The organism is Mycobacterium sp. E136, assembly GCF_001666865.1.
Lineage (GTDB): Bacteria > Actinomycetota > Actinomycetes > Mycobacteriales > Mycobacteriaceae > Mycobacterium.
In genome coordinates, this window is sequence record NZ_LZJE01000133.1 from 1 (window position 1) to 687 (window position 687).

Below are 687 nucleotides of genomic sequence, written 5' to 3' on the forward strand. Positions count from 1 at the left end.
TCGTCAGCTCGCCGGGCAGCAGCGGCAGCCCCGCCGGCCTGTTCACCCCCGGCTACTACCAGGACCTGACAGTCCCGGTCGGGGTCATCGGTCGCGAGGCCGACGCCGCGTTGCGGCGCACCACGGCACCGGTGCGACTGGTACTCGACCGCAAACCGGTGATGAAGAAGACCCGAAACGTCGTGGCGCAGACCAAGACCGGCGATGCCCGCAACGTCGTGGTGGCGGGCGCGCATCTCGACAGCTCGGCGGTGAGCCCGGGGATCAACGACGACGGAACCGGCATCGCGGCATTGCTCGAGACCGCGGCGGCGCTCGGATCCGGGCCGCCGATCGCCAACGCCGTGCGCTTCGCGTTCTGGGCGTCGGAGGAGAACGGGCTGGCCGGGCCGACGAAGTACGTCCAGGGACTGTCCCCGGACGAACTCCGCGACATCGCACTGTATCTGGGCTTTGACATGCTCGGCTCGCCCAACGCCGGCTACTTCACCTACGACGGCGACCAGTCGGCCCAACCCAACCCCGCGATCCCCGCGCAGTCGGTTCCCGAGGGATCGGCCGGTATCGAGCGGACGCTGGCCGGCTTCCTCAACCTGGCGGGGGTCCGGCCGGCGGACATGCCGCTGAGCGAATTCACCGACTACTACCCGTTTCTCACCGCAGGGGTGCCGGTCGGCGGCCTGACGG

The 687-nt window shown here is 70.0% G+C and carries 1 protein-coding gene; it reads left to right on the forward strand.

All coding sequences use genetic code 11. From position 1 onward, the window contains the following. A partial coding sequence (locus A5698_RS09100; RefSeq protein ID WP_156670672.1) for a M28 family peptidase occupies positions 1-687 on the forward strand: 687 nt, incomplete at both ends.